Consider the following 22,276-nt stretch of genomic DNA (forward strand, 5'->3'; position numbering starts at 1 on the left):
CGACCACCCGTGTGCGCAGACGGACCCTGATTGTGGTTTCACATCATGGAACGTAGCGTGATGCCGGACTGTGGAGGTGGCGATGGCGGGGAACTCCGGCGGGGTGCAATCCGTCGAGCGCGCATTCGAACTGCTCGAGCTCATCGGGCGCGCCGGCGGCGAGTGCTCACTGAGCCATCTGTCGGCGGAGTCCCCGCTGCCGCCCCCGACCATCCACCGGCTGCTGCGAACACTCGTGGGAATCGGCTATGTCCGGCAGCTCCCGAACCGGTCGTACGCCCTGGGCCCCCGGCTCATCCGACTCGGCGAGGTGGCCAACCGGCAGCTCGGCGCGGTCGCCGCACCCGTCCTCGCCTCCCTGGTCGGCGAACTCAGCGAGACCGCCAGTCTCGCCGTCCTCGACGGCGACATGGTCATCTACGTGGCGCAGGTTCCGTCCCCGCACAGCATGCGCACCAACAACGAGGTCGGCCGGCGGGTCACGATGCACAACACCGCGGTCGGCAAGGCCGTGCTCGCCGAACTCGACGATGCGCGCATCCTCAAACACGTCACGCAGGCCGGGCTCACCCCCGCCACCCAGTGGAGCGTCACGTCGCTGTCGGGTGTGTTCGCGGCCGTCGAGCAGGTGCGGGCGAGCGGGGTCGCCACCGACGAACAGGAACACGAGGTCGGCGTCTGCGGGATGGCGGTCGCCGTCCCCGGTGCGCCCACGCCCATGGCGGTCGGGATCTCCGGGCCGGTCGCCCGATTCGACGACGGGCTCCGGGCCCGCGCGGTCGGGGCGCTCCGCACGGCCGCGGAGACCGTGTCCGAGGCGCTGATCGGGTCGCGCGAGTAGGCCTTCGACAAGCTCAGGCGGCGGTAAAAGAGCTAGATGGTCAGTTTCGTGGGCGTCGTGCGGTTGGCGCCGTCGCCGCTGGAACCGTCGCCGACCTGACCGTCGTTGTTGAATCCCCAGCAGTACACCGACGCGGCCGCCATCGCGCACGACGTCCCGTTGCCGGTCGAGATCGAGGTGACGTCGGTCAGCGTCGAGACCTCGCGGGGGATCTTCACCGACCCGCCGGACGAGCCGAGCTGGCTGCGGTCGTCGTCTCCCCAGCAGAAGGCCCGGTCGTCGGAGACCGCGCAGGTGGTGCCCCAGTCGGTGGAGATGGCCGAGACGCCGCTCAGCTTGCCGACCTGAACGGGGGCCTGGCGGGTCTCGGTGGTGCCGTCGCCGATCTGGCCGTAGGCGTTGGAACCCCAGCACCACGCGTCGCCACCGGCGACCGCACAGGTCGTCTGGAAGTACGTGCTGGTGTTGGTGTTCGGATCGTCGTCGTCGGATGCCTCGTGATAGCCGCCGACGGTGATGTCGGTGACGTCGGTCAGCGCGCCGACCTTCACCGGCGCCGAGCGCGCCGTCGTGCTGCCGTCGCCGATCTGCCCGTTGTCGTTGGCGCCCCAGCAGAACGCCGAGCCGTCCGACACCGCGCAGGTGGTGCCGTAGGCGGTGGTGATGTCGGTGACGACGCCGAGTCCGGGGACCTTCGTCGGCGCCGAGACCGGGTCGGTGCCGCCGCCGGTGCCGAGCTGGCCGTATTCGTTGTTCCCCCAGCAGTAGGCGTCGGTGCCGGCGACCGCGCAGGTGGTGCCCCAGCCGGTGGAGATCGCCTTGACGTCGGAGATGGCGCCGACCTTGGTCGCGGAGTCCACCGTCGAACCGCTGGAACCGTTGCCGACTTCGCCGTAATGGTTGTTGCCCCAACAGAATGCGTCGCCGGCGGCGATGGCGCAGGCCGTCGAGACGTAGGCGTTCTCGCCGGTGAGGTAGCCGCCGGTGGTGGCCGCGGTCGCGTTGGCGCCCCCGGGCACCGCCACCCGGCGGGTGTGCGGCGTCGTGGAACCGTCGCCGAGCTGACCGGAGTCGTTGTCGCCCCAGCAGTGCACGCTGCCGTTGACCACGGCGCAGCTGCTGCCGAAGTTCGTGCTCACCACCGGCTGCGCGACGGTCGCCTTCTCCGGGTCGGCGACGGTGCTGCCCAGGACGGCGAGTCCCACGACGGCGGCGACCACCAGCAGCAGCACGGCGCCGAGGACGCCGGCGACGATGAGGCCGGTCCGCTTCTTCTTTTTCGGCGGGACCGGCGGCATACCCGGGTAGCCGACCTGGGGATGCCCGGGCTGCGCGTGCGGGCCCGAGAGGTGAGGGGCCGAGGAGTACATCGGCTGGGGACCCGACGGCTTGTTCATCAGCGGCTGCGGGCCCGACGGCCCGGTCATGGTCGGCTGCGGCGGCGGGGTGTACTGGCCATGGGGTGGGCCGAACTGCTGCTGGGGTCCCGAGGGGTGACCCGTGGACGGGCCGCCGGTGCCACCGCCGACGAGGGTGGGCGGCGGAACCGAACCCGCGATCATCGTGTTGCCCTGCGCGGCAGGGGATTCGAGCGCCGACTTCAAGGCGGCCGCGAAACTGCGGCAGTCGGGGTAGCGGGATGCGGGATTCTTCGACAGGGCGCGCTGGAACACGGGGTCGAGGTGCGCGAGGTCGCCGCGCAGCTGGCCGATGTGGGGAACCGGGCGCTGGATGTGGCCCAGCATCACCGACGGTTCGGACTGTCCGACGAAGGGCGGCTGCCCCGCGAGCATCGCGTAGGCCGTGCAGGCCAGCGAGTACTGGTCCGACCGGGCCGTGGCGTCGGCGCCCTCGAGTGTTTCCGGGGCCGAGAAGGCGACCGTCCCGATGAACGAATGGGTGCCGGTCAGGTTGGCCGAGCCGGCGAGCTTGGCGATGCCGAAGTCGAGCACGAGGGCGCGTTCGACGGCGTTCGTCGCCGGATCGCGCGTGACGAGGATGTTGGCGGGCTTGATGTCCCGGTGCACCACGTGGTGGCGGTGCGCGTAGTCGAGGGCGTCGGCCACCTGTCCGACGACCGTCGACACCTCCGCCGGCGTGAGACGTTCCTCGGTGAGGTCCTTGCCCTCGACGTAACTCATCGAGAACCAGGGCGAACCGTCTTCGATGCCGTACTGGTGGATGGTGATGATGCTGCGATGGTCGAGCTTCGCGGTGGTGCGGGCCTCGTTGGTGAAGCGCTGGTTGAACCCGGGCTGGGCACTGACCGCCGTGGAGATGACCTTCAGGGCCTCTCGCCGCTCGAGTTGCAGGTTCTCGACGAGGTACACCTCGCCCATACCGCCCGCGCCGAGCTGGGAGACCACGCGATAACCGGCGATGTGGGTGCCGGGACTCAACGGCACGGCGTCACCTCTTTCTGGCTTGGCGGGAGAGCGGCTGCCAAATGGCTGCTCTCGCAGACGTATGCAGGGACGATACCGAACCGGGAAAGGTCCGGGGCACCCTTCAACCGGATGACGGAGCCGACGCTAGAACGTGACCTGAGTGGGGGTCAGACGGTCGTCGGTGCCCCCGATGCCGAGCTGTCCGGTGGCGTTGAAACCCCAGCACCACAGGTATGACGACGCGAGCGCGCACGTGGTTCGTTCGCCGGTGGACACCGCGCCGACATCGGACAATCCGTTCACCCGGGTGGGCGCCGGCCGGTCGGTCAGGGTGCCGTCGCCGACCGAGCCCCAGGCATTGGCGCCCCAGCAGTACGTGACCCCGGCCGCGAGTGCGCAGGTGGTGTTCGACGTGCCGGTGCTGATGGCCTCGACTCCGTCCAGGCCGGACACCGGCGTCGCCGTGCGTCGGCCGTAGGTGGTGCCGTCGCCGAGTTGGCCGAACGCGTTGTCGCCCCAGCAATATGCACTCGCCCCGGCGATCGCGCAGGCGGTCGCGGCGCCCGCGGAGACCGACGTCGCGCCGTCCAGGTCGGCGACCCGGGTCGGGCGGGCCCGGTTGGTGGTCGTGCCGTCGCCGACCTGCCCGTTGTCGTTGAGCCCCCAGCAGTAGGCGTCGCCGGCTGCGACGGCACACGTGAAGTTCACACCGACGCTGATGGCGGTCACGTCGTCGAGCCCGGCGACCCGGACCGGCCGGTACTGATTCGCGGTCGAACCGTCGCCGAGCTGGTCGAAGTCGTTGGTGCCCCAGCAGTACGCCGAGCCCGCCGAGATCGCGCACGTGGCCCAGTTGGCGGTCGAGATGGCGGTGACATCGGCGAGACCGGCGACCCGGGTCGGCGTCAGCCGCGCGTCGGTCGTGCCGTCGCCGATCTGCCCGTAGTCGTTGTTCCCCCAGCAGTACGCGAGTCCCTCGGCGATCGCACAGCTGTTGGGTCCGCCGGTGCTGATCGCGGTGACGCCGCTGAGATCGGCGACCGCCGTGGGCGTCTGGCGGCTCTCGGTCGTACCGTCGCCGAGTTGGCCGGCCGCGTTGTCGCCCCAGCAATAGGCGGTCCCGTCCCGGATCGAACAGGTGGCACCGAGGCCGGCGCTGAGCTGGGCGCCGGCATCGGCCGCCGCGATCGGCGACGACGGGGCGTCGGACGTGTCCCCGCCATCTCCACCGCCGAGGGTGAGGACCCCGATCGCGACGACGACGGCCAGCACCGCGACCACGGCGACCGCGGCGAGGGCGAGCGGCCACCGTCGCCGGCGGGTGGGCGTCGGTGGCGCCGGGGATGGGGCGACCCACGGTTGGGTCGGTTTCGCCGGTGGAGGCGGGGTGATGACCTGGGTCGCAGCCACGGGCGCGGGTGCTCGGCCGTCGGAGTGGGTTCGCCCCAGGGCGGCGCGCAGATCCGCGGCGAACGCGCCGCAGGTGGGGTACCGGTCGAGGGGGCCGCGCGCGAGCGCACGGTCGAAGACGGCATCGAGGGCGGCGAGCTCGGGGCGATGCGTGCTGATCGGCGCCGGGCGCGTCGTGAGCTTGGCGACGATGTGACGGGTCTGCGTGTCGGCATCGAACGGAGTTGCGCCGGATAGCAATTCGTAGGCCGTGCAGGCCAGCGCGTACTGATCCGATGCGGGGCCCGCGGGTTTGCCGTCGAGGATCTCCGGTGCGGCATAGACGAGGGTGCCCACGAACGACGACGGCGCCGTCAGAGTGGTCGCGGTGGTGAGCTTCGCGATCCCGAAGTCGAGCACGACGACGCGGTCGAGGGAGTCGTCCATCGCGCGGCGCGTGACCATGATGTTGCCCGGTTTGATGTCGCGGTGGATCACGCCGTGCTCGTGTGCGTAGTCGAGGGCGTCGGCGACCCGGGAGGCGACGGCCACCACCTCGTCCGGGCGGAGCGAGGCGCGTCGGAGGTCACGGCCGTCGAGGTAGGCCATCGTGAACCAGGGGTCGCCGTCGGCTACTCCGTAGTGGTAGATCGTGACGATCGAGGGATGGTCGAGGGCCGCCGCGGTCTGTGCTTCGCGACTGAACCGGCGGGCGAACTCCTCGTCGACGGTCTCGGCGATCGAGATCACCTTGAGGGCCTCGCGCCGACGTAGCTGCGGATTCTCGACCAGGTAGACGGTGCCCATTCCGCCGCTCCCCAGCCGCGTGATCACCCGGTAGCCGGCGACCTGGACCGGTTGGGCGACCATGGGCGCCTCCTGGGGCGTGACCTGTGTTGCGACGACCTTAGCCCCGGCACGGGACTTCCGCCCCGGACACGGGTCTTGTTCATTCGAACGGCATGGCACAATGCACGACGTGGCAAACAAATCTGGCGCTGAAACACCCTCCTCCGGCGAAGCGGGGGCCGGCACCGGCAAGGTCGTCGAATCTGCCAAGGGCAAGAAGCACTACGTCGACAACGGCTGGCCGCAGGACGAGAACGGCGACGCCGCCGAGCACGCGGTCTCCGAACTCGCGACCCACATCTCGGGTGCGTTGTCGCCGTTCGGCGACACGGAGTTCCCGCTTCCGGTCGACGACCTGCCGTTCGTGCAGTCGAAGACCATCGTCAACCGCTGACGTCGATGCCGCCCACCGGGACTGACGAAGGTGGGTCGGACGCCCGGGACACCGGGCCGGCCGGCGGCTCCCGGCTGAGTCATCTGGACGAGTCCGGAACGGCCCGCATGGTCGACGTCGGCGCCAAGCCGACGACGAAGCGTCGCGCCGTCGCCGCCGGCACGTTCCGCACCACCGCCGAGGTGATCGGTCTCCTGAGCGAGTCGCGGCTGCCCAAAGGAGATGTGCTGGCCACGGCGCGCATCGCCGGGATCATGGCGGCCAAACGCACCGACGAGCTGATCCCGCTGTGCCATCAGTTGGCGTTGTCGTCGGTGGAGGTCGACTTCGCGATCGGCGCCGACACGATCGAGGTCACCGCGACCGTGGCCACCTCCGGCCAGACGGGTGTGGAGATGGAGGCGTTGACAGCGGTCGCAGTCGCCGGGCTGACGCTGCACGACATGGTCAAGGCCGTCGACCGACGGGCGCAGATGGACGGCATCCGCCTGCTGGCCAAGACCGGCGGCAAATCCGGCGACTGGTACCGCGAGCCGTCTGACCCGGCTCATGACTGACCGGAATCTTTCCCGCGTGGCGCGCGTCGTCGTCGCGTCGAACCGCGCCAGCAGCGGTGTCTACGAAGACCGGTCCGGACCGATCATCGAGGCCTGGCTGGTCGAGCAGGGCTTCACCGTCGACGAGTGCGACGTCGTCGCCGACGGCCCGCCGGTCGGCGAGGCCCTCCGCGCCGCGATCTACGCCGAGGTCGACCTCGTCATCACCACGGGCGGAACGGGTTTGACGCCCACGGACCGGACTCCGGAACAGACCCGCCCGCTCCTCGACGTCGAGATCCCGGGTCTGGCCGACGCCATCAGGTCGGCCGGGCTGCCGACGGTGCCCGCCGCGGTCCTCTCGCGCGGACTCGCCGGAATCGCCGGGACGACCCTCGTCGTGAACCTGCCCGGTTCGACCGGCGGGGTCCGCGACGGGCTCGGCGTCCTCGCGGGGGTCGTCCACCACGCGCTCGATCAGATCCGCGGAGGCGACCACCGATGACCCGAGAGGCCGGCTCGCACGTGGTGCACACCGCCGTCGTCGACGAGCCGATCACGCTGGCCGACCACGAGGCGATGGTCATCGACGCCGCCGACGGCAAAGCCGGTGCGGTGGTCGGGTTCGTGGGCGCGGTCCGCGACCACGACGGCGGCCGCACCGTGACCGCCCTGCATTATTCGGGGCACCCGACGGCGACGAAGGTCCTGGCCGAGGTCGTCGCGGAGGTCTCCGCGGTCGACGGGGTGCGCGCGGTCGCGGTGTCCCACCGGGTCGGCGACCTCGTGATCGGCGACATCGCGTTCGTGGTCGCGGTGGCGGCCGACCATCGTCGGGCGGCGTTCGAGACCTGCTCGCGCCTCGTCGACGAGGTCAAGGCCCGGCTACCGGTCTGGAAACACCAGTTCTTCGACGACGGCACCGACGAGTGGGTCAACTCGGCCTGACCCCGCCCCCCCGCTGGTTGAGCTGAACACCCGCTGGTTGAGCTGACCCCCGCTGGTTGAGCTGACCCCCCGCTGGTTGAGCTTGTCGAAACCAATGGAAAAGGGCCCCGCACGGATGGTTCATCGTGCGGGGCCCTTCGTCTGGGTCCCAGATCAGGCGTCGAGCGGCGATCAGGGGTTGGGCAGCAGATGCTTGTTGTCGTTGAACAGCTTGATCTGGTCCTGGTTCAGCGTGACGCCGCTGTCCTTGGCCGCCTGCCAGAGGTTCTTGATCTCGGGGCTGACGCCGGCCTCGGTGAGGGCGTCGGTGACCTGGTTGGCGACGTCCTCGGTGGTCTTCGCCAGGTCGACGCTGCCGTTGCCGCCGGGGAGCACCGGGGCGATCTCACGCGGGGTGTCGGTCGGCGCGCTGCGCGGGGTCGAGCCCGACAGGCCGGTGCCACAGGTGGGCCAGGCGCCCTTGCCCTGCGAACCGAGCACACGCTCGGCGACGACGATCTGCTCCTCGCGGGAGGCCTGATCGGCGGTCGGGGCGAACTCGCCGCCGCCGTGGCCGGTCCAGGTGCTCGGGGAGAACTGCAGGCCGCCGTGATAGCCGTTGCCGGTCGCGATGGCCCAGTTGCCACCGGATTCGCACTGCGCGACCTGGTTCCACTCGGCGTCGGTGGCCGCATTGGCGGTACCGGTGCCCAGGAGGGCTGCTCCGCCGCCGAGGACCGCGCCGGTGAGGGCGACCTTGGTGATGGTCTTGGCGGCCGTGCTGGTCGTCTGCTTGCGATGACGTCCGGACATGTATGTGTTTCCTCTCTCCACGCGCCTACGAAGTCAGCTGTCGGGTTCGAGCGAGAGGTGCTCGGTCCCGGGTCGTCGTGGTGGTCGCCGCGACTTCCGGGACTTAACCCCGAGGACACCTGGTGTGGTGCCCGGTCTCAGGGGATGAGGTTGGGTCCCCCGTCCTCGTTCCTAGATTGCTTGTCGTTCCCACCGGCGGAACGAGGCTCGGCGCGGCCGGTGGGACGTTATGTCTTGGTTGCTGTGTCGTGACCTCCGAGGAGGACGCTTCGAACAGTACGTCGTTCGTTGGACTGAATCACCTGCTTGGACGCAAGCGATTTTCGGCCCGGATCCGGGTCTTCCGACCCACTTCGGCCGTCATCCCAGTTCAACGGGTTAGTGGCCGTCCCGTGCCCATCCTGTTACCGCGCCGTGATGTGACTAAGGTCACAAGCCGGGTGTGGCGTCAGCCACCGGCAAACGGGGGGAGGACGTCGAGTGTCGCGCACGTGCCGAGCGCACGCGTCCGATCGGAGAACGCGATCTCGTCGCGCAGATACGAGCAGCGTTCGAGAACCGTGGCGAGGGACGGGTTTCCGGCGGCGAGCATGCCCTCGAGGGCGCCGAGCGGGGTCGACGGGTCGACGTCGATCACCTTCTCCTCGGCACCGGCCGCGGCGCGCGCGGCCGCGAAGAAACGAACTGTGAGCTGCATCGGACGCGAGCCTAGCCGCCGATCGCCGACATCGGCCGATCCGGTTGGGTGAAGCCCGCCGCGTTCACTTCGTGGCCCGCCGCTTTCGCCCACATGTTCGCGCGCCACAGGCGCGCGAGGGCGGCGTCGATCTCGTCGCCGGGGAGGGTGCGCAGCGCGTGCCGCACGTCGGTTTCCGACGTCGCGAACAGGCAGTTGCGCAGTGATCCGTCCGCGGTGAGCCGGGTGCGGTCGCAGTCCCCGCAGAACGGCCGGGTGACCGACGCGATCACCCCGACGCGTGCCGGGCCGTGCGCGCCGCGGTGGCCGTCGACGAGCCACGTGGCGGCCGGCGCGCTCCCACGTGGCGTGGGGTCGGGCAGCAGGGTGAACCGCTTCCGCAGGGTCGCGAGGATCTCGTGTGCGGTCACCATCTGTGCTCGCTGCCACGCATGGTCGGCGTCGAGTGGCATCTGTTCGATGATCCGCAGCTCGTAACCGTGCTCGAGACAGTAGGCGAGCAGGTCGGGGACTCCGGGTAAATCGCCACGGTCGGGCACCACGGCGTTGACCTTGACCGGATCGAGCCCGGCGCGGCGGGCCGCCGCCAGGCCGTCGAGCACATCGGACAGACGGTCCCGGCGCGTGATCTCGGCGAAGCGGGCCGGGTCGATGGTGTCCAGCGAGACGTTGATGCGGTCGAGGCCGGCGTCGACCAGACCGTCGACCCGCCGGGGCAGTCCGAGTCCGTTCGTCGTCATCGCGATCTCGGGTGACTGCGGGAGGCCCGCGACGGCGGCGATGACGTCCTCGAGGTCGCGGCGCAACAGTGGTTCGCCGCCGGTGAATCGGATGCGCTCGATCCCCAGGTCGCGCACCGCCACCGTCAGCACCCGGATCAGTTCGTCGGTGGACAGCACCTGGTCGGTGGGCATCCAGTCGAGGCCCTCGGCCGGCATGCAGTACGAGCACCGCAGATTGCAGCGGTCGGTGACCGAGACCCGGAGATCCTTGGCGACCCGGCCGAAGGTGTCGAGCAACGGCCCGTCGGTGGGCGCGTCGGAGGTCGCTGCTTCCCGCGGCGAGCGGGGCAGCGGCAGTCCGAGGCCGACCGTGCTCATGGTGCTGGGCGACTCACTTCCGGGTCGGGTCCGTGCGCGCCTCCAGGGCGCGGAAGGTGCTGGCGTGGAAGACCAGGGGCTCGATGTCGGGATCGGCGCGCAAGGTCTCGATCTCCAGCAACACGACGGTGTGGTCGCCGGCCTGGATCTCGTTGTGGATCGTGCACGACAGGTGGGCGGCCGCGTCGGGCACGAAGACCGCCCCGCGATCGGTGCTCAGCGGCGTGATGCCGTCGAACCGGTGCCCCGACGACCCGGCGAGTTGCTTGCAGAGTTCGATCTGGTCGCCGGCGAACACGCTGACCCCGATGGCCGGAGCCGTACGGATCCGCGGCCAGGTCGTCGAGGTGTTCTGGACGCAGACCGAGACGAGTGGCGGGTCGAGCGAGACGGTGGTGAACGAGCTCGCGGCCATTCCGATCAGCGTGGTCGAATCCCCGTCGCGCTGTTCGCAACACACCGCCACGACGCCCGACGGGAAACAGCTGTACGCGTCACGCAGCGCCCGCCCGTCGGAGACGGGGGAGAGATCGGGGGTGGTGTCGATGGTTGTGGTCACGGTCCTCACCTGGCTCGGCGTCCGGCACGGAGTGCGTACACCAGGCCCAGGACGAAGCCCAGCGGTGCGCACATGGTCAGCAGATAGACGACGGTCGGCGCGGTGTCGCCGCCGGTCACCAACGGTGTGAGGAACAACGCCACGATCGCCAGAATTCCGATCATGAACACGACCCCGGCAGCCTGCAGCAACCGCGGGGAGGATGTCTTCTGCATACCCGCCACGGTAGTGCAACGCCGGCCGGTGCGACGCCGCGCGATCCGTGCCCGCCGGGTAATGGTGTGACCGCGCGGTGGGGCGTTGGCTAGGATGGTCCGAAGCAGGCGCCTTGCATCCGTCTGGGCTCGCACGGTCTTCCGCCGTCCGGGCCGCGAGATGGGTGACGGCGTCTTTTGTCGTGACGGGTCGTTTTTCGACAGATCTAGAACAGATGAGGGTGAGCACAGTGCCGACCGGCAAGGTGAAGTGGTACGACGCGGACAAGGGCTTCGGCTTCCTCTCCCAGGAGAGCGGTGAGGACGTCTACGTCCGTTCGGCAGCGTTGCCCGACGGAGTCGAGGCGCTCAAGCCCGGCCAACGCGTCGAGTTCGGCATGGCCGCCGGTCGTCGCGGCCCGCAGGCGTTGAGCGTGAAAGTGCTCGAACCGGCACCCAGCGTCTCCAAGAACGTGCGCGAAGCCGCCCGCAAGGACGTGAAGCGGCACACCCCCGACGAACTGCACGGGATGGTCGCCGACCTCATCACCCTGCTCGAGGGCAAGGTCCAGCCGGACCTGCGCAAGGGGCGTTACCCCGACCGCAAGACCGCACAGCGGATCTCCGAAGTCGTGCGTGCCGTCGCGCGGGAGCTCGACTCCTAGGACCGACTACGCGGCGGGCGCGGTCTGAACCGCGAGCTCGCCGCGCGGCAGGACGTCGTCGGCGGGGGTGAGCCGCGCCGACGCCGAGATCACGGTGAACCCGACCAGCACCCGGTCCGGTTCCGACCGGAGCGTCAGGGTGAAGGTGTCGTCCGCACCCTGCTGCTGCTCGTCCTCGACGATCCCGCGCGGAGTCTGATAGACCGCCGCGAGGTTCCACGGACCCTGCGCTATCTCGCTCGAGACCGTCAGCATGATCGTCGAACCCACCGGCACCGGCACCGTCGCGGTCTCGTTCGGCGCGGTGATCTCGGGATCGCACGCGGTCAGCATCAAATCGCACCACCAGCGCGGATCGACGGTGTGCAACTCATCGCCGACCGCGACGTGCAGGTAGGGCTGATTGTCGTGCGCCGCGTTGCGGGTCAGCAGGAACACCGACGTCCCCACCACCGCGACGAACAGCACGACGACGATCGCGATGATCGACAGAGCCTTCTTCTCACCACTGCTGATCACTGACGACGTTGTCCTGTCTGGTTGGGCGGCGGGTGATCGCCGGGGCTGTACGGGCGCTCACCCCGGGTCTCGAACGGGGCGGTCGACGGGGTCCGGGTGGGCATCCGGGCGGTCGAGGGCCGCGCGGCGTGCGGTCGGGTGTCGGCGTCCGCCGGACCGGTCCGGGTGGCCGATCGGGCTTCTGCCGCGCGGAAGGCGACGGTGGGCGCGGCGTGGTCGGGGCGTCGACCGCCCAGACCGGGGACCAGTGACTTGCCGCGGGTGGTCATCACCGTCTGCAGCAGCCCGAGGCCGAGCAGTACCGAGACGACCGTGAACCCGATCCACAGGGTCGGCGGCAGCAGCACCCCGAGCGAGGCGCCGAAGACCCACGACAGCTGCAGCACCGTCTCCGACCGGCCGAACGCCGAGGCGCGGGACTCGTCGGGCAGGTCGTCCTGGATGGACGAGTCGAGGCACACCTTCCCGATCGCGCTGGTGCCGGAGGCGACCAGGGCTGCCACGGCGGCCGCGGCGATGTTGCCGAAGATGGCGGCCAGGACCGCGACGACGAAGCAGGCGGCGGTCGCGCCGACGACGATGTTCGGCGGGTTCTTCAGCTCGAGGCGGGTGCCGACGCCGTTGCCGATCATGTTGCCGACGCCGGCGGCGGCGCCGACCGCGCCGAGGAGGAGCAGCTGGGTCCAGTCCGAGGCGTCGCCCTGCTGGGCCTTGGCGTAGAACGCCACGAACAGCGTCAGGAAGCCGGTCAGGATGCGGATCGTGCCGTTGCCCCACAACCCGGCGACGACCTTGCGTCCGAGTGGCTGGCGCATCTTCGCCGCGAGCATCTTCGCGCCGTCGCGAGCGCTCGTCGGCTGCTCGGAGTCGCCGGGAGCCGACCGCGCGGGCTCGCCGTGGTACGTGAGGGTCGTCGGGATCTCGCCCTCGGTGGACTCGACCCACGCCGGGATGCGCATGCACAGATAGGCGCCCGCGGCCGCGACGACGGCCAGCCACACCATGGCACCCGGCAGATGCAGCGGGAGCAGCTGGCCGAGGAGGAACTCGATGGCCGCGGCGACCGCGCCGCCCACGACCGTGCCCCCGATGAGGCCGAAAGTGGTCAGCCGTGAATTGACCCGGGGAAGGTCGATGGTCGGCGGCACCACACGCGGCGTGACGGCCGACTTGAGGACGCCGAACGATTTGGACAGCACCAGCAGACCGAGGGCACACGGATAGAGCACCCATGGGTCGTATTCGAGCTGCTGGGTGATGTCGTTCCACTGGACGTTGGCCATGATGAGCAGGGCCAGGACGACGCGCAGGCCGAAGGTCGTGGCCATGGCGATGCGGCGGCCGCGCTGCAGTCGGTCGAGGAGCGGGCCGATGAGCGGAGCGATCAGGGCGAACGGCGCGATTGTCAGTGCCAGGTACAAGGCCACATTGGTCTTCGACTCACCGGTCGCGGCGGCGAAGAACAGCGTGTTCGCGAGCGCGACGGCCATCGCGGCGTCGGCGGCGAAGTTGGCGATCACCGGCAGCGTCAGCGCGGTCAGGCCCGACTGGTCGGCGCCGTCGGCGGTGGCCGCCCGGTGGATCTTGCCGATCCCCCTGCCGGTCAGCTCGCGACTCCGCATCGCCGCGACCCGCATCACCGTCAGCTTCTTGGGTGTACGGCTTCCACCGTTCTGGGGCCCGTGGTCGGTCGGCATCGCCCGGGTCGCCTCGTCGGCCGGCGGACGGGCGCGGTCGTCGAGCGGCGGGAGATGCGGGTTGTGGGTCGGCGGGGGGAGGTAGGCGTTGCGGCCGGGACCCGGCCCGGACGGCGGCTCTCCCCATCCCGGCGCCGGTCGCCGGGTCCGCATCTGCCGCGTCTCGTCGGCCGGATAGTTCGTCGAACCGGGGTGCTGCGCGGCGCGTCGTGCACGACCGGCGGGTGGCGGTTGCCGAAGGTGCTGGTCGGCGGGACCCCTGGGGGCCCCGCGCCCCTCGTCGTGTCGGGAACTCCGTGGGATCACGCAGACGATTGTTCCTCATCTCCGGCTGTGGTCGCTTGAAGCGGGTCGGTTGTGTGGCACACGTCGGCGGTATTGCACACTGGAGCGGTGACTCAGGTTGGTGACGGCGAACGGCACGGTGAGACCGAACGGCTGCTGGCAGCCGTCGACATCGCGCGTTCCGCGCTGCTCGATGAAGGTCAGCGGCCCGGAGCGCACCGGCGCAGTGTCGCCGAGGGCGACTGGGCCGCCGCGCACTACTTCGATGCCGAGCTCACGGGCTACCGGGGGTGGCAGTGGTGCGTCGTGCTGGCGGGTTCTCCGGGCAGCGACGAGATCACGCTCAGCGAGGTCGTGCTGCTTCCGGGTGACGGCTCGCTGCTCGCGCCGCCGTGGGTGCCGTGGTCGGAGCGGGTCGCGTCGGGCGATCTCGCACCGGGCGATCTGCTCGCCGCCGAACCCGACGACCCGCGTCTCGTGCCGAACCAGATCGACACCGGCGACGAGTTCCGATTCGAGTCCGAGTCCGTGGAACCCGACGACATCGGTCAGGTCGCGGGCGAGCTGGGGCTCGGCCGCAAGAGACTCCTGAGCCCGGAGGGACGCGCCGAGGCTGCGCAGCGCTGGTACGACGGCGACTTCGGTCCCGGCTCGGAGATGGCGCAGGCCGCGCCGTACTCGTGCTGTACCTGTGGTTTCTACGTCCCGCTCGCGGGTGCGCTGCGCGCCGGCTTCGGCGCCTGCACCAACGAACTGGCGGCCGACGGGCGCGTGGTGTCGGCCGAATACGGATGCGGTGCGCACTCGGACGTGCAGGGCCCCAAGGGGAACGGATCGCCCGCGTACGACGCCTACGACGACGGCGCGATCGAGGTCGTCGAGATCTCCCGGGACGCGGAACCGGCCCGGACCTGATCCGGCGCGAACCGACCGTGACCGACGATCCGTTCGGCACCGCGACATTGCGGTCGTCGACCCTGGATGCGTGGGCGGCGTCGCCGACCCGGTTGGCCGAGGACGCGGCCGCCGAAGCGGATCTGGTGACCGTCGGCTACCGGGATCGGCTGCTGACCGAACTGGCCGCGAACGCCGCCGACGCGGCCGCGGCGGCCGGTGTCGCGGGGCGGCTGGCGGTCTGGGTGGACGGCACCGAGTTGCATGTCGCCAACACCGGCGCCCCGCTGACCGATGCGGGGGTGCGTTCACTCGCCGCGTTGCGGGTGTCGGCGAAGACCGCGGACGACTCGGGCGCCCGGCAGATCGGGCGGTTCGGGGTCGGCTTCACCGCCACCGCGACGGTCGCCGATCGCATCGAGATCCGTTCGCGCAGTGGGTCGGTGGTCTTCGACCGGGCGGACTCGATGGACGCCGCGCGAGCTGCCGGGATCTCCGTCGACGGGCCCGCGGACGTGCCGGTGTTGCGGCTGGTGTGGCCGACGGATCAGACGCCGACCGATGGCTTCGACACCGAGGTGGTCCTGCACCTCCGCGAGGAACCCGGCCCGCTCCTCGACGCCATGCTCGGCCAGGCACCGGATCTGGTCGTCGAACTGACTGCGCTGCAACGGATCAGCGTCGGTGATGTCGAGGTGTCGGCCGAACGGTCGGCGGGGCCGGACGTCGACGACGATGCCGCGCGCTCGGTCGTGACGACGGTGTCCGTCGTCGGTGCGCCGGACGCGACCGGCCTGCCGTCGACGCGCCGATGGCTCGAGGTCGCCCGGGGCGGCACCCGCTGGCTCGTCGACGCCGACGGTGAGCCCGCGGCGGCCGGCGAGGTCCTGCGCGCCCCCACGCCCACCGACATCGAACTCAGCCTGCCGTGCCGGTGCATCACCGACCTGGCACTCACGCCAGATCGACGGCACCTCCATCCACGTGCCGAGATCGGCGATGCGGCAGCGGGTTACGTCGATCTCGTCCGGCTCGTCGAACCGGTGCGCAGGGTCGAACTGGTACCCGAACTGCATCTCGCGCGTAATCCCGACGACGCGCGCCTGATCGAGGCCGTTCGTCGCGAACTGCGGGATGTCGCGTGGCTTCCGGCGGCGGCCGGTGCCGACCTGGTGCCACCGCGCGGGGTGATCCTCGTGGGGCTGACCGATCGGCTCGCGGAGATCCTCGGCGACCTGTTCGGTGATCTGATCCACCCGGATCTGTCGCTGACACAACATCTCCCGACGCTGGGCCGGCTGGGTGTGTCGGAGCTCGGGCTCGCGGAGCTCGCCGAACGTCTCGTCGGCGTCGAACGTGAACCGTCGTGGTGGCACGACCTGTACGCCGCCCTTGCGCCCCTGGTGTCGACCGGCCGCGAGGTGGAAGAACTCGGCGCCCTGCCGATCCCGAGATCGGACGGACGGATGGCGATCGGGGTGCGTGGGCTCTTTGTCAGTGACCGGATCTCGACCCCCATGCGGTGGATCCCCACCGTGCATCCCGAGGCGCGCCACGAACTGCTGACCCGACTCGGCGTCGCGGATCTGACGGTCGCGCAGGCAGTCTCGGACCCGGCGTTGCGCAGCCTCGTCGAAGATGTCGACTTCGATTCGGCCGGCCCCGACGATGACCGGCTCGCCGTCGAGGTGTGTGCGGTGTTGCGAGCCGATCCGGAAGCACCGGTTCCCTCGTGGCTCTCGGCGCTCGCCCTCCCCGACGCCGACGGCGAGTTGCGGCCGGCCGACGAACTCCTGCTGCCGGGCAGCCCGCTGCTCGAGGTCTTGGTCGACGATCACCCGTTCGGTGTGGTCGACGCCGAGGTGGTCGCCGAGTGCGGCGTCGAGGAACTGCGGCGGATCGGCGTCGGCTGGGGTTTCGTGACCGTCGACGACGACCTGCCCGTCGCGCCCAAGCATGACCTGCCCGACGAGGAGGACTGGTGGGCCACCCTCCCGGACGCGCCCGAGAAGCTCAGTGCAGTACGGGATCTCGACTTGATCGAGGACCGGCGCTGGCCGGAGGCGTTGACCATGATGGCCACCGACGAACGGATCCGGCCGCTGCTCGCCGACCGGACGGGTTACACCGCGTGGTGGTTACGACGCCATGCGGAGATCGACGGTCTGCTGCTGGGGGAGTACCGGTCGCCGTCGGATGAGGTTCTCGAGAACATCATCGATCCCCTCGACCACCCGTATGCCGACGAGCTCGCCGGCACCCTCGCCCGGCTGGAACCCGACTCCGCCGACGACGCGACGCTGCTGCTGACCCGGCTGGGCGATCGGGAGCGTGTGATCAGTGCGGGCGCAACGGTGTCCGTGCATGCCGCCGTCGTCGCGGCGTGCCGGAGCGGCATCGTCGATGCGCACGACGTCGAGGTGCCCGAGCGGGTGCGCACCCTCGCCGGCACAACCGCCGACCGCGCGGTGGTCGTCGACCGGCCGTGGTTCCTGCAGACGCTGGCCGACGACGAGGCGGTACTCGCCGGACCCACCGTGGTCTCGGCCGACGCCGACCTGCTGGGCACGCTGCTCGACCTGCCGCTCGCGAGCGAGGAGTATTCGGCGACGGTGTCCGCGCCGGGGGAGGCAGTCGGCTGGGCGCACCCCGCGGTGGTGCGCTTCGGGGCGTCGCGGGGGATCGAGATCCCGCACGGCGATGTCCGGCTACACGACGAACTGTGGATCGCGTTGCGCAGCAAAGACGGCGGAGACGGCCCCGATGTCGCACGGGAAGTGCGGGTCGAATGGTGGGTCGACGACGCGGGTGTCACCCACCTCGAGCGTCCGGGCCGGCGTCGATCCCCGCGGTGAGGATCGACGCGAGCTGGCGGTAGGCGGCCGCGTCGTCGAGTCCGGTCGCGGCCCACACCTCGCGACGCTGGATCCGGGTCATCATGGATGAGGCGAGGTCGGCGGCGAACGCGGCGTCGACGTTGCGGAACTCGCCGGCCGACACCCCGTCGGCGATGAGCGCCTGGACCCGGGACGATGCCGCCGCGGTGTTGCGCTCGTACAGTGCGCGTGCCGGTTCGAACGCGTCGAGATCGCGCATGAACGCCTCCGAGGCCGGTGCGAGTGCCTCACCCACCGCCACCAGGTAGACGATGACCCGTTCGCGCGGACTCGACGACGCCGCGACCCGTGACTCGACCTGTTCGGTCGCGCTGCGGAAGAAATGCGTCACGGTGGCGGTGACCAGTTGTTCCTTGCTGGCGGCGAGGGTGTACAGGGTCGACTTCGAGCAACGGAGTTCGGCCGCGATGGAACCGATCGACAGGTGCGCGAACCCCTCGCGCAGGATCAGCTCGAGAAGGGCGTCGAACAGCGCGGCCCGTCGGCGGGTGGCGAAACCCTGGGTGGCCATGCGTGCTCCCTTCCGCTGTACGAACGCTGCCCGAAATAGTACTGTGCAGAAGACCTGAGTACTAGTTTCGTAACCCTGGAGGTCTGGAATGCCGGTCGATCGCCTGCTCCCCAACGACGAGGCGCGCGACCTGATCGCGCTGGTCCGCGACATCGCCGACAAGCGCATGGCGCCGATCGTCGATCAGCACGAGAAGGACCGTCGGTACCCGGACGGGTTATTCGCCGAACTGGGTGAGGCGGGGTTGCTCGGGCTGCCCTACCCGACGGAGTGGGACGGCGGGGGCCAGCCGTACGAGGTCTACCTGCAGGTGCTCGAGGAGCTCGGCGCGCGCTGGGCTGCGGTCGCCGTGGCGGTCAGCGTGCACGGGCTGGCCTGCCATCCGCTGTTCAACTTCGGCACCGACGAGCAGAAGCAGCAGTGGCTGCCGGACCTGTTGAACGGCAAGCTGATCGGTGCCTACAGCCTGAGCGAACCCCAGGCCGGCTCCGACGCCGCGGCGCTTGCGTGCCGCGCCGCACCGACCGACGGCGGTTACTCGATGACGGGCTCGAAGGCGTGGATCACGCACGGCGGCATCGCCGATGTGTACAACGTCTTCGCCCGCACCGGTGAGGGTTCCAAGGGGGTGTCCTGCTTCTTCGTCGCCCGGGACACCGAGGGGCTCAGCTTCGGCAAGCCGGAGGACAAGATGGGCCTGCACGCGGTCCCGACGACCGGCGCCACCTACGACGACGCGTTCGTCGAGGAGGGACGCCGGCTGGGGGCGGAGGGGCAGGGGCTGCAGATCGCCTTCTCCGCGCTTGATTCCGGACGCCTGGGCATCGCTGCGGTGGCCACCGGCCTGGCGCAGGCGGCGCTCGACGCCGCCGTCGACTACGCGCAGGAACGAGCCGCGTTCGGCCGCAAGATCATCGACCACCAGGGGCTGTCGTTCGTGCTCGCCGACATGGCCGCCGCGGTCGACTCGGCCCGCGCGACCTACCTCGACGCCGCTCGACGCCGCGACGCCGGCATCGACTACACGCGAGCGGCGGCGACCGCCAAACTGGTGGCCACCGACGCCGCGATGAAGGTCACCACCGATGCGGTCCAGGTGTTCGGCGGTTACGGCTACACCCGCGACTTCCCGGTCGAGCGCTACATGCGCGAAGCGAAGATCACCCAGATCTTCGAGGGCACCAACCAGATCCAGCGGTTGGTGATCGGTCGGTCGCTGGCGCGGTGAGTTCGCCGGCCGTCGGTGTTCAGCGCGGGTTGTAGTAGAACGCGCGGTCGTCGAGGCGCCGGAATCTCGGTCCGCCGAGTCTGATCATCAGCCGCAGGATGGCGGGGATGCGGGCGTAGACCGCCTCGCGGTCGGGACCGGTCAGCCCTTTCGCCATGAGCGGGCACGTCCGCAGGGTCTCGGCCAGACCGGAGCGCTTGCTCATCTTCTCCTCGAAGGCGTCCCAGTCCTGCGGCGTGAGGCGGCGCTGCACGATGGCGATCGCATCGGTCTCCTCATGGGCCAGGTGTCTGCCGAGGACCTCCTGGGCGCGGTGCAGCGCGTCCGCGAGGGTGGCTCGGGTCTGTTCGTCGGCGCGTTCGGCCATCCGCGCGAAGCCGGCCGCGCACTCCTCGAGCAGCGGATCGATCTCGTCGTGCTCGTCCTCCATCGCCTGCAGGATCTCCGCCTCGGCGTTGTCGCACCGCTCGAGCAGCAGCGGCCACAGTTCCAGGTCCTCGCCGGTGTGGTGGTGGTGCAGCGCATGGGCGAACATCGCCCATCGACGGGAGAGCGCACGCCAGGTCCCCGCGTCGTCGACGGGGGTGGCCGGAACGGTGGCGGCGAAGTCGGCGAGGTCTCGCCGGAATCCGTGGTGCAGGACGTACATCATGAACGGGTCGAGCGGTCCGTCGGGCGCGGCCGCCTGGCCGGGGAGCCGGAGCTGGATCGGGTGAGCGGTGTGGGCGGGGTGGGCGGGGTGGGTCGTCATCGTGGGGGTCCTCATCGATACGTGGTCGGGCGGGTTCGAGGACCACAGTGGGCGGTGACGCTTGCGATGTGCTTGAGGGCGACTTGAGCGACGCCTGGATAGGGTGGCGGGATGTTCATCTCTCCGACGACGATCGACGAGAACATCCTGAACTGGGTGGTCGAGAACCGGTCGGAGCCGTGGGTCTCGATCGCCGAAGTGGTGACGGTGCTCGGCAACACGGTGACGATGTTGGTGCTGACATGTGCGGTCGTGGTGACACTCGCCGTGACCCGGCACCGAGTCGACGCGGTCTTCGTCGGCGCCGGAGTGCTTTTCGGATACGGTCTGATGCAGGCACTCAAGTACTCGTTCGCGCGGGACCGGCCACCCGTCGAAGACCGTCTACTGAACATTGACACCTTCTCGTTCCCCTCCGGGCACGCGATGATGACGATGGTCGTGTTCGGGCTGTTCGCTGTCGCCGCGTTTCGCTGCTCGCCCTGGGTGCGGGCGCATCGCTGGATCCTCGTGATCGCCCCCGTGCTGTCGATCCTCGTCGGCCTCACCCGAATACAACTCGCCGTGCACTGGGCCACGGACGTCGTGGCCGGATGGGTGTTCGGGGCGATCTGGGTGGTGTTCTGTACCTGGATACTGCTCCGGTACGAATCATGCCGCGGCTCCGGTGGTCTCGCCGGGGTTCAGCAGTAGACCACGCCCAGCGCGGTACCCGGCCGGGGTTCACTGTGGAGTTGTCAAGGGACTGATGCGGTCCCGGGTGTGGCCCGGGTGCGGAAGGTGCTACGCGAAAGTCTGGTGGTCTGTGGCGGCAGCGGTCAGGCGGCGTCGTCGAGTCGCATGGTGCGTCGGTTGTAGGCGGGTAGTGGTCGGCGTTGCGGGTCAATACTGGCGGGTGGGACAAGCCAGGGATGGCGGTCGAAACCCATCACGATGTCCCAGCCGTGGTGGTGGACCTGCGTATGGCAGCGCTGACACAGCAAACAGCCGTTGTCGAGGTCGGTGGGTCCACCGTCGGCCCACGACTTGATGTGGTGCACCTGGGTATGTGACGGTGGTGCACCGCATTTGATGCAGCAGGCGTCGCGCACGATGATCGCCTTGCGGAGGTGTGACGGATACAACCGGTGGGTGTGACCCATCTGTAGTGGTACGCCCTCAGCGTCGAGGATGATCTCGGTCAGCGAGCCGTCGCACGAGACCTGTTTCGCGGTGGCTTGGCTGACCGTCCCGGTCCACGGCAGCGTTGCGAGTTCTCCGGTGGCGGGGATGGTCAGCATCAGTTGCGTGCGTGGGCTTCCGACGGTGTCGATGGTCGCGCCGATCGCTGCTTGGTCGAGGATCAGTTCGAAAGCGTCGGCACGACGCTGCTCGGCGGTTCGTCGATCTTCGGCTCCGTCGGGTTCGGGCCGTGGACACGATCGTTCGTCGATCATGGCCTGGAACTTCTCGCCGGCGACCTGGGTGAGGTCGGCACGGATTTCGACGCGGCCTTCGTCGGTGGTGTGGGCGTTGACCGAGTTCAGCGATGGGTCGTCGGCGGCGGGGACTCCTGTGTCTGAGGCGTCGGCGAGCGTGTTGGCGATTGCTCGAGCATGCTTGAGTACTTCTGTCGGAGTAGCACCCGAGAGTGCTTGGGCGATGAGTTCGATCTCGTACCGGGAGCGCTCGTCGTCGGAAAGCGCTTCGGGGCAACGCTTCGCGATCTGGTTCATTCCGCGGGCGATGGCGTCGACGATCTCGCTCGACAGTCTCCCGTCAGCGGCATGTCGGGCCATAGCTGGAAGGGAGGCCATAGCGTCGACACCCCGCATGGTGCGAAGAGCAGCGGCTGGTGCATGTCCTGACTCGATCAGCAGCTTCTTGGTGGTGCTGCCGGCCTTCTGTGCGACACCGAGAGCTTCGAGTTGCGCAGTGTGCATGACGATCTGGTGGTCGACGGTGTTGCGGATCAAACGCAGCGTCTCGAGGGCGTCGAATGTTGCTCTGCCCGTTGGGTCGTCGGCGGGCGGGGTGGTCTCGACGAGTTGATCGAGGAGAGTGGCGAGCTCTGGCATGACTCCAAGGTACAGGAACATTCGTTCGATCTCGAGGTTTCTCCACAGGCTCGAGATCCCGAAATTGTCGACTGTGCAGTCGATTT

22 protein-coding genes and 1 riboswitch are annotated in these 22,276 nt (G+C 69.7%); of the genes, 10 read left to right on the forward strand and 12 right to left on the reverse strand.

Features of this window, described 5'->3' with window-relative positions:
- Positions 1-82 precede the first annotated feature (82 nt).
- A complete protein-coding gene (locus M4D77_RS09020) occupies positions 83-841 on the forward strand; it encodes an IclR family transcriptional regulator (RefSeq protein WP_065631960.1) in 759 nt (252 codons plus the stop codon).
- A gap of 32 nt (positions 842-873) precedes the next feature.
- Here the strand turns inward: M4D77_RS09020 and M4D77_RS09025 are convergent, their stop codons facing one another.
- Together M4D77_RS09025 and M4D77_RS09030 are read right to left on the reverse strand one after the other, a co-directional pair.
- Positions 874-3,246 (reverse strand): protein kinase domain-containing protein, encoded by a 2,373-nt coding sequence (locus tag M4D77_RS09025; protein WP_259936047.1) that lies wholly within the window; start codon positions 3,244-3,246, stop codon positions 874-876.
- Between the two features lie 126 nt (positions 3,247-3,372).
- On the reverse strand, positions 3,373-5,487 hold the full coding sequence (locus M4D77_RS09030) for a protein kinase domain-containing protein (RefSeq protein WP_259936048.1): 2,115 nt from the start codon (positions 5,485-5,487) through the stop codon (positions 3,373-3,375).
- A 100-nt stretch (positions 5,488-5,587) separates the two neighbouring features.
- Here M4D77_RS09030 and M4D77_RS09035 point away from each other — a divergent pair, with 100 nt between their 5' ends.
- The 4 genes from M4D77_RS09035 to M4D77_RS09050 are packed head-to-tail and all read left to right on the forward strand — an operon-like array spanning position 5,588 to position 7,344.
- Positions 5,588-5,860, forward strand: a complete 273-nt coding sequence (locus M4D77_RS09035) for a hypothetical protein (RefSeq protein ID WP_058251633.1) — start codon at positions 5,588-5,590, stop codon at positions 5,858-5,860.
- 5 nt (positions 5,861-5,865) lie between these two features.
- The gene (moaC, locus tag M4D77_RS09040) at positions 5,866-6,417 is read left to right on the forward strand and encodes a cyclic pyranopterin monophosphate synthase MoaC (RefSeq protein WP_259936049.1); all 552 of its coding nucleotides are present in this window, start codon (positions 5,866-5,868) and stop codon (positions 6,415-6,417) included.
- Positions 6,410-6,901 (forward strand): molybdenum cofactor biosynthesis protein B, encoded by a 492-nt coding sequence (locus tag M4D77_RS09045; RefSeq protein ID WP_259936050.1) that lies wholly within the window; start codon positions 6,410-6,412, stop codon positions 6,899-6,901. Before moaC ends, M4D77_RS09045 begins: the two co-directional genes overlap by 8 nt.
- Positions 6,898-7,344, forward strand: coding sequence for a molybdenum cofactor biosynthesis protein MoaE (locus M4D77_RS09050; RefSeq protein WP_159370274.1), 447 nt, complete (start codon positions 6,898-6,900; stop codon positions 7,342-7,344). The genes M4D77_RS09045 and M4D77_RS09050 overlap by 4 nt, the downstream gene beginning before the upstream one ends.
- A gap of 171 nt (positions 7,345-7,515) precedes the next feature.
- Here the strand turns inward: M4D77_RS09050 and M4D77_RS09055 are convergent, their stop codons facing one another.
- From M4D77_RS09055 to M4D77_RS09075, 5 genes are all read right to left on the reverse strand, one after another.
- Positions 7,516-8,136: a transglycosylase family protein gene (locus M4D77_RS09055; RefSeq protein WP_058251629.1), complete on the reverse strand. Its 621-nt coding sequence runs from the start codon at positions 8,134-8,136 to the stop codon at positions 7,516-7,518.
- Positions 8,137-8,142: 6 nt separating this feature from the next.
- Positions 8,143-8,359, reverse strand: a riboswitch (cyclic di-AMP (ydaO/yuaA leader).
- A 225-nt stretch (positions 8,360-8,584) separates the two neighbouring features.
- The gene (locus tag M4D77_RS09060) at positions 8,585-8,833 is read right to left on the reverse strand and encodes a MoaD/ThiS family protein (RefSeq protein ID WP_259936051.1); all 249 of its coding nucleotides are present in this window, start codon (positions 8,831-8,833) and stop codon (positions 8,585-8,587) included.
- A gap of 11 nt (positions 8,834-8,844) precedes the next feature.
- Positions 8,845-9,933 (reverse strand): GTP 3',8-cyclase MoaA, encoded by a 1,089-nt coding sequence (gene moaA / locus M4D77_RS09065; RefSeq protein ID WP_259936052.1) that lies wholly within the window; start codon positions 9,931-9,933, stop codon positions 8,845-8,847.
- A 13-nt stretch (positions 9,934-9,946) separates the two neighbouring features.
- Complete coding sequence (locus tag M4D77_RS09070) at positions 9,947-10,492, reverse strand: flavin reductase family protein (RefSeq protein ID WP_259936053.1); 546 nt, start codon at positions 10,490-10,492, stop codon at positions 9,947-9,949.
- A gap of 5 nt (positions 10,493-10,497) precedes the next feature.
- A complete protein-coding gene (locus M4D77_RS09075; RefSeq protein WP_259936054.1) occupies positions 10,498-10,707 on the reverse strand; it encodes a hypothetical protein in 210 nt (69 codons plus the stop codon).
- Between the two features lie 230 nt (positions 10,708-10,937).
- Between M4D77_RS09075 and M4D77_RS09080 the strand changes: the two genes are divergently transcribed.
- Positions 10,938-11,351, forward strand: coding sequence for a cold-shock protein (locus M4D77_RS09080; RefSeq protein ID WP_004020198.1), 414 nt, complete (start codon positions 10,938-10,940; stop codon positions 11,349-11,351).
- 6 nt (positions 11,352-11,357) lie between these two features.
- Here the strand turns inward: M4D77_RS09080 and M4D77_RS09085 are convergent, their stop codons facing one another.
- Together M4D77_RS09085 and M4D77_RS09090 are read right to left on the reverse strand one after the other, a co-directional pair.
- A complete protein-coding gene (locus M4D77_RS09085) occupies positions 11,358-11,870 on the reverse strand; it encodes a DUF2771 domain-containing protein (protein WP_259936055.1) in 513 nt (170 codons plus the stop codon).
- Positions 11,867-13,873 (reverse strand): MFS transporter, encoded by a 2,007-nt coding sequence (locus M4D77_RS09090; RefSeq protein WP_396266563.1) that lies wholly within the window; start codon positions 13,871-13,873, stop codon positions 11,867-11,869. Before M4D77_RS09090 ends, M4D77_RS09085 begins: the two co-directional genes overlap by 4 nt.
- An 87-nt stretch (positions 13,874-13,960) precedes the next feature.
- Between M4D77_RS09090 and M4D77_RS09095 the strand changes: the two genes are divergently transcribed.
- Both M4D77_RS09095 and M4D77_RS09100 read left to right on the forward strand, forming a co-directional pair.
- Positions 13,961-14,767 (forward strand): DUF3027 domain-containing protein, encoded by an 807-nt coding sequence (locus M4D77_RS09095; protein WP_078113542.1) that lies wholly within the window; start codon positions 13,961-13,963, stop codon positions 14,765-14,767.
- A gap of 17 nt (positions 14,768-14,784) precedes the next feature.
- Positions 14,785-17,601 (forward strand): sacsin N-terminal ATP-binding-like domain-containing protein, encoded by a 2,817-nt coding sequence (locus M4D77_RS09100; RefSeq protein ID WP_259936056.1) that lies wholly within the window; start codon positions 14,785-14,787, stop codon positions 17,599-17,601.
- Here M4D77_RS09100 and M4D77_RS09105 read toward each other — a convergent pair.
- The gene (locus M4D77_RS09105) at positions 17,558-18,154 is read right to left on the reverse strand and encodes a TetR/AcrR family transcriptional regulator (protein ID WP_058251621.1); all 597 of its coding nucleotides are present in this window, start codon (positions 18,152-18,154) and stop codon (positions 17,558-17,560) included. The two genes, M4D77_RS09100 and M4D77_RS09105, sit on opposite strands and share 44 nt — an antisense overlap.
- A gap of 88 nt (positions 18,155-18,242) precedes the next feature.
- Between M4D77_RS09105 and M4D77_RS09110 the strand changes: the two genes are divergently transcribed.
- Entirely contained in the window at positions 18,243-19,382 is a 1,140-nt protein-coding gene (locus M4D77_RS09110; RefSeq protein ID WP_058251620.1) for an acyl-CoA dehydrogenase family protein, read from the forward strand.
- 19 nt (positions 19,383-19,401) lie between these two features.
- On the opposite strand, the gene M4D77_RS09115 is transcribed toward M4D77_RS09110, so the two are convergent.
- Positions 19,402-20,133 (reverse strand): hemerythrin domain-containing protein, encoded by a 732-nt coding sequence (locus tag M4D77_RS09115; protein ID WP_259936057.1) that lies wholly within the window; start codon positions 20,131-20,133, stop codon positions 19,402-19,404.
- 111 nt (positions 20,134-20,244) lie between these two features.
- Between M4D77_RS09115 and M4D77_RS09120 the strand changes: the two genes are divergently transcribed.
- Positions 20,245-20,826: a phosphatase PAP2 family protein gene (locus tag M4D77_RS09120; RefSeq protein WP_259936058.1), complete on the forward strand. Its 582-nt coding sequence runs from the start codon at positions 20,245-20,247 to the stop codon at positions 20,824-20,826.
- Positions 20,827-20,951: 125 nt separating this feature from the next.
- Here M4D77_RS09120 and M4D77_RS09125 read toward each other — a convergent pair whose 3' ends face one another.
- Positions 20,952-22,211 carry an HNH endonuclease signature motif containing protein gene (locus M4D77_RS09125; RefSeq protein ID WP_259936059.1) on the reverse strand — a complete coding sequence of 420 codons (1,260 nt, stop codon included), beginning with the start codon at positions 22,209-22,211 and terminating at the stop codon, positions 20,952-20,954.
- Positions 22,212-22,276: the final 65 nt, after the last annotated feature.

Origin of the sequence: Gordonia sp. p3-SID1431 (assembly GCF_025143765.1) — a bacterium.
In the GTDB taxonomy this organism is placed as follows: domain Bacteria; phylum Actinomycetota; class Actinomycetes; order Mycobacteriales; family Mycobacteriaceae; genus Gordonia; species Gordonia hongkongensis.